At 74.8% G+C, this 4,943-nt stretch carries 5 protein-coding genes; 2 read left to right on the top strand and 3 right to left on the bottom strand.

The window, feature by feature from the left end:
- Nucleotides 1-172 precede the first annotated feature (172 nt).
- The gene (locus LCE31_RS36705) at nucleotides 173-1,537 is read right to left on the bottom strand and encodes a glutamine synthetase family protein (protein WP_225022305.1); all 1,365 of its coding nucleotides are present in this window, start codon (nucleotides 1,535-1,537) and stop codon (nucleotides 173-175) included.
- Nucleotides 1,538-1,618: 81 nt separating this feature from the next.
- Here LCE31_RS36705 and LCE31_RS36700 point away from each other — a divergent pair, with 81 nt between their 5' ends.
- Both LCE31_RS36700 and LCE31_RS36695 read left to right on the top strand, forming a co-directional pair.
- Nucleotides 1,619-2,530: a FadR/GntR family transcriptional regulator gene (locus LCE31_RS36700; RefSeq protein ID WP_374118677.1), complete on the top strand. Its 912-nt coding sequence runs from the start codon at nucleotides 1,619-1,621 to the stop codon at nucleotides 2,528-2,530.
- Between the two features lie 58 nt (nucleotides 2,531-2,588).
- A complete protein-coding gene (locus LCE31_RS36695) occupies nucleotides 2,589-3,272 on the top strand; it encodes a gamma-glutamyl-gamma-aminobutyrate hydrolase family protein (RefSeq protein WP_225022304.1) in 684 nt (227 codons plus the stop codon).
- Between the two features lie 67 nt (nucleotides 3,273-3,339).
- On the opposite strand, the gene LCE31_RS36690 is transcribed toward LCE31_RS36695, so the two are convergent.
- Both LCE31_RS36690 and LCE31_RS36685 read right to left on the bottom strand, forming a co-directional pair.
- On the bottom strand, nucleotides 3,340-4,047 hold the full coding sequence (locus LCE31_RS36690) for a helical backbone metal receptor (protein WP_225022306.1): 708 nt from the start codon (nucleotides 4,045-4,047) through the stop codon (nucleotides 3,340-3,342).
- A gap of 40 nt (nucleotides 4,048-4,087) precedes the next feature.
- Nucleotides 4,088-4,648 carry a helix-turn-helix domain-containing protein gene (locus LCE31_RS36685; RefSeq protein WP_225022303.1) on the bottom strand — a complete coding sequence of 187 codons (561 nt, stop codon included), beginning with the start codon at nucleotides 4,646-4,648 and terminating at the stop codon, nucleotides 4,088-4,090.
- Between the last annotated feature and the right edge of the window lie 295 nt (nucleotides 4,649-4,943).

Here is a 4,943-nt window from a genome sequence, read left to right as displayed (position 1 = left end):
TCGGTGGTGTGGTGGTGGCGGGGCATGGGCGCGGTCCGCTCCTTGCGTGGGGGGTGTGTGTTCCCTGCGTGGGGGCTGTTTTTCCCTGCGGGGCCTGCGTGGCCCCTGTGCGGTCTGCGGGGCCGGTGTGGCCTGCGGGGCCGCCGCGTGCGGCGCGCGGCTTCTGCGGCTTCTACAGGCGTTCGAAGGAGCGGCGCAGCTCCCAGTCGGTGACGGCCGCGTCGAAGGCGGCGAGCTCGACGCGCGCCATGTTGGCGTAGTGGGCGACGACCTCCTCGCCGAACGCGTGGCGCGCGAGGACGCTTTCGCTCCACAGTTCGGCGGCCTCGCGCAGGGTCGCGGGCACCCGCGCGTAGTCGCCCTCGTACGCGTTGCCCGCGCAGGCGTCCGGGAGTTCCAGCTCGTGCTCGACGCCGTACAGCCCGGCGGCCACCAGTCCCGCGACGGCGAGATACGGGTTGACGTCGCCGCCCGGCACGCGGTTCTCGAAGCGCAGCGAGGCGCCGCGGCCGACGACCCGCAGCGCGCAGCTGCGGTTGTCGTGGCCCCAGGCGACGGCGGTGGGGGCGAAGGAGCCGGGCTGGTAGCGCTTGTACGAATTGATGTTCGGCGCGTACAGGAGGGCGAAGTCCCGCAGCGCGGCGAGCTGTCCCGCGAGGAAGTGCCGCATGAGCGGGGACATCCCGCCGGGCCCGTCACCCGCCATGGCGGAACGGCCCTCGGCGTCGCGCAGGGAGAGGTGGATGTGGCAGGAGTTCCCCTCGCGCTCGTCGTACTTGGCCATGAACGTCAGCGAGACGCCCTCCTGCGCGGCGATCTCCTTGGCGCCTGTCTTGTAGACGGCGTGGTGGTCGCAGGTGGTCAGGGCCTCGTCGTACTTGAAGGCGATCTCGTGCTGGCCCGGATTGCACTCGCCCTTCGCCGACTCGACGGTGAGGCCGGCGCCCGCCATCTCGTTGCGGATGCGGCGCAGCAGCGGTTCGACGCGGCCGGTGCCGAGGACGGAGTAGTCGACGTTGTACTGGTTGGCCGGGGTCAGGCCCCGGTAGCGTGCGTCCCACGCCTGCTCGTAGGTGTCCTTGAAGACGATGAACTCCAGCTCGGTGCCGGCGTGCGCCGTCAGGCCGTGCTCGGCGAGGCGGCCGAGCTGGTGGCGCAGGATCTGCCGGGGCGCGGCCGGGACGGGCGAGCCGTCGCCCTGGACCAGGTCGGCCATCAGGAGGGCGGTGCCGGGGTGCCAGGGGATGCGGCACAGGCTGGCGGTGTCGGGGCGGAGGCCGAAGTCCCCGTATCCGTTCTCCCAGGAGGCCATCGCGTAGCCGTCGACGGTGTTCATCTCGGTGTCGACGGCGAGCAGGTAGGCGCAGCCCTCGGCGCCGTGGTCGAGGACGTCGGAGAGGAAGAACGGCGCGGCGAAGCGCTTGCCCTGGAGTCTGCCCTGCATGTCGGGAAAGGCGAGGACGACGGTGTCCACCTCGCCCACGCCGACGAGGGCGGCCAGCTCGGTGGTGGAGAGCGGGGGTGTGCGGTCTGCCACGGGGATGCCTGCTCCTTCGGTCGGCCGAGACCTTAAGGTATAGGCTGATACCTTTGGTTGGGAAGAGCGCAGGGCCCCAGCGTGGCGCAGGGCGGCGGGCCCGGCGCCGAGGCGGACGCGCACGCGGGCGAGGGCGCCGGAGAGGGTGCGGACCGGGCGGCGTACGGGTTGGCCCCGGTGCTGCGGCCGGTTCGCGCGGGCAACGGCTTCGAAGAGGCTCTGGAGCAGGTACTCCAGGTGGTCAGGCTCGGCCTCGTCGCGCCGGGCGGCCGGCTGCCCGCCGAGCGGGAGCTCGCGGAGCGGCTCGGCGTCAACTGGGTCATCCTGCGCGAGGTGCTCAAGGTCCTGGCCGACCAGGGGCTCGTGGAGAGCAGGCGGGGACGGTACGGCGGGACGTTCGTACGCCCGAGGCCCGGTCCGGGGTCGGGCGCGGGCAGTGCGAGTGCGGGCACCGACGAGCTGCGGCGGCGGGCGGCGGACACCGATCTGGAGGATGTCCTGCGGTTCCGGGAGGTGCTGGAGACGGGCGCCGCAGGGCTGTGTGCGGCGGAGGGGCTGACGGGCGAGCGCGCGGAGCGGCTCCGCGCCGCGCTGGCGGCGACCCACGACGCACCGCTCGGCGACTACCGCAGGCGGGACACGCTGCTGCACCTGACGCTCGCGGGGCTCGCGGGAGCGCCCACGTTGGCGGCCCAGTACGCGGCCGTGCGCTCCCGCGTCAACGATCTCCTCGACTGCATCCCGCTGCTCGTGCGCAACCTGGAGCACTCGCAGCACCAGCACACCGCCTTGGTCGGCGCGGTCCTGGACGGGGACGCGGAGGAGGCGCGGGAGATCGCGCGGGAGCACTGCGCGGGCACGGCGGCCCTGCTGCGCGGCTTCCTCTCCGGAACGCGGCGGCCGGAGGCCGGGGCCGACCCCGGTCCCCGCCCCGGCAACGGCAACAGCGGCAGCGGCAGCGGCAGCGGCAGCGGCAGCGGATGGTCCGTATGAGGACCTTTGGAACACGGACGAGGACCTGTGGCCGGACGGCGGCCCGGGAGGAGACGAGATGACCCCGTTGATCGGCATCAGCACCTACCGGGAGGACTCTGCCGCGTGGGGGCCCTGGCGGATGCCCGCAGCCCTGCTGCCGCTCGGATATCCCTCGCTCGTCCAGCGGGCCGGGGGCCTCGCCGCGATGCTCCCGCCCGGTGACCCGGCCACCGCGTCCGCCGTGGTCGCGCGGCTGGACGGCGTGGTGATCGCGGGCGGGCCCGACATCGAGCCCTGGCGCTACGGGGCCGAGCCGCATCCGCGCACCGGGCCGCCCGCGCGGCAGCGGGACGCGTGGGAGCTGGCCCTGATCGCGGCGGCGCTCGCCGCGGACAAGCCGCTGCTCGGCATCTGCCGGGGCATGCAGCTGCTGAACGTGGCGCTGGGCGGCACGCTGGTGCAGCACATGGAGGGGCATGTGGGCGAGGGCGCGGGGCAGTTCGGCGCGCATCCGGTGACCGCGCTGCCCGGGACCCGCTACGCGGGGCTGGTGCCCGGCCGGTTCGGGGTGCCGAGTCAGCATCACCAGTCGGTCGACCGGATCGGCGAGGGCCTCACCGTCTCGGCGGTGGCCGCCGACGGCACCGTCGAAGCGGTCGAACTGGCCGGGCACCGCTGGGTCGTCGGGGTGCAGTGGCATCCGGAGATGGCGGACGACACCCGCGTCATGGCCGACTTCGTCCGCGCCGCGGCCGGCTGAAGCACGGGCCGCGCTCCCCGGGAACGCGGAGAACGTCAGCCGCACACCGCACGCAGCGCGGAGAACCTCAGCCGCACGCCGCCCGCAGCGCCGCGGCCAGGGACCCGGGGGCCCGTACCAGTGAGGGCCCGTACCAGGTCAGCATGCGGCCGTCGACCAGCGCGGCGGGCAGCCCGGGGAACGCCTCGGGGCCGTCGTCCGCCGTGAAGCGGTACGGCTCGTCCGGCAGGACCACGAGGTCGGCGCCCACCGCGCGCAGCTCCTCCAGCGGCACCCGCAGGTAGCGCTCGGCGTGGTCCCCGTAGGCGTTGGACACCCCGAGCCTGGCGAGCAGGTCGCCGGCGAACGTGTCGCGGCCGAGCACCATCCAGGGCCTGCGCCACACGGGCACGATCGCGCGCCGGACGGCGCCCGGTGGCGGGAGCGCCTCCCAGGCGGCCCTGGCCTCCGAGAGCCAGCGGGGCGGGCCGGCCAGCCCGCATCCGTCCACCAGGACCCGGGTGAGCTCGCTGAACGCCTGCTCCAGCGTTCTGACCTCGGTGACCAGCACCTCGGCGCCACCGGCGCGCAGGGCGTCGAGGTCCGGTGCCCGGTTCTCCTCCTCGTTCGCGATCACCAGATCGGGGCGCAGCGCGAGGACCGCGCCGGTGTCGGGGTTCTTGGTGCCGCCGATCCTGGTGACGTCGAGGCCCGCGGGACGCACGCACCAGTCGGTGGCACCGACCAGCAGGCCGGGGGCGCTCTCGGCGACCGCCTCGGTCAGGGAGGGGACCAGGGAGACGACGCGGGCGCGGGCGCTCGGCGCGGGACCCCGCTCAGCGGTCCCGGTCGAAGGTGGCGTCGATGTGCTCAGCCACGGCGACCACCAGGATGCGCGTACCGGGTTCCGTGGTGCGCCAGCGGTGCCGCACACCGCCGGAGAGGTAGAGCGTGTCGCCGCGCTCCAGCAGGTAGGAGCGGCCCTCGGCCTCGACCTCGGCGGCGCCGTCCGCGATGTACATGATCTCGTCGTTGCGGTGCTGGTACTCGCGGCCGGTGTCCTGCTCGCCGGTGTACTCCTTGGCGCCGAGCTGGTGTCCGCCGCGCACGACCCGGCGGATGCCGGGGACCACGGAGCCCGCGCCGCAGTCGCCCCGTACGACGTCGACGGTGCGCGCGGAGTCCGCGGCGGCGCGCAGCGCGGCGGGCGTGGTCTCCAGCGCGTCCGCGACGCGCTCCAGGGAACGCGTGCTGGGGCGGGCCCGCTCGTTCTCGATCTGGCTGAGGAACGGTACGGACAGCCCGCTGCGGGCGGCGACCGCCGCCAGCGTCAACCCCAGGGACCTGCGCCGCCTGCGGACGGCGGCGCCCACTCTGAGCGCTTCCTTGTCGTCCATGTCTGGGCTCCCTCCCGGCCGGACCGCCATCTTCTCAGAGGAGAGGCCCTGACAAGACTTGTCCTTCGAGCGCCGATAGGGAACCGGAAAAGGGGTGAGCCCCGTCACACGCGGTGCTCACCCCTCGACGCTGTGTTCCGCGGAGGTCCGGAGGGTCCCCGGCGGCCCGGAGCGTCCGGAACGTCCGGAGGGTCGGAGGCGGGGGGGGGGGGGGGGGGGGGGGGGGGGGGGGGGGGGGGGGGGGCGGGGGGGCGGGGCGGGCGGGGCCGGGGGGCGGGGGGGGGCGGCGCGCGGG

This window comes from Streptomyces sp. 8L, assembly GCF_020176795.1.
GTDB lineage: Bacteria > Actinomycetota > Actinomycetes > Streptomycetales > Streptomycetaceae > Streptomyces.
This window is presented reverse-complemented; position numbering and strand designations above follow the sequence as displayed.

Coding starts and splice junctions, on each gene's coding strand:
- LCE31_RS36685 (WP_225022303.1), bottom strand. CDS start 4,648: ATGGACGACAAGGAAGCGCTCAGAGTGGGCGCCGCCGTCCGCAGGCGG.
- LCE31_RS36695 (WP_225022304.1), top strand. CDS start 2,589: ATGACCCCGTTGATCGGCATCAGCACCTACCGGGAGGACTCTGCCGCG.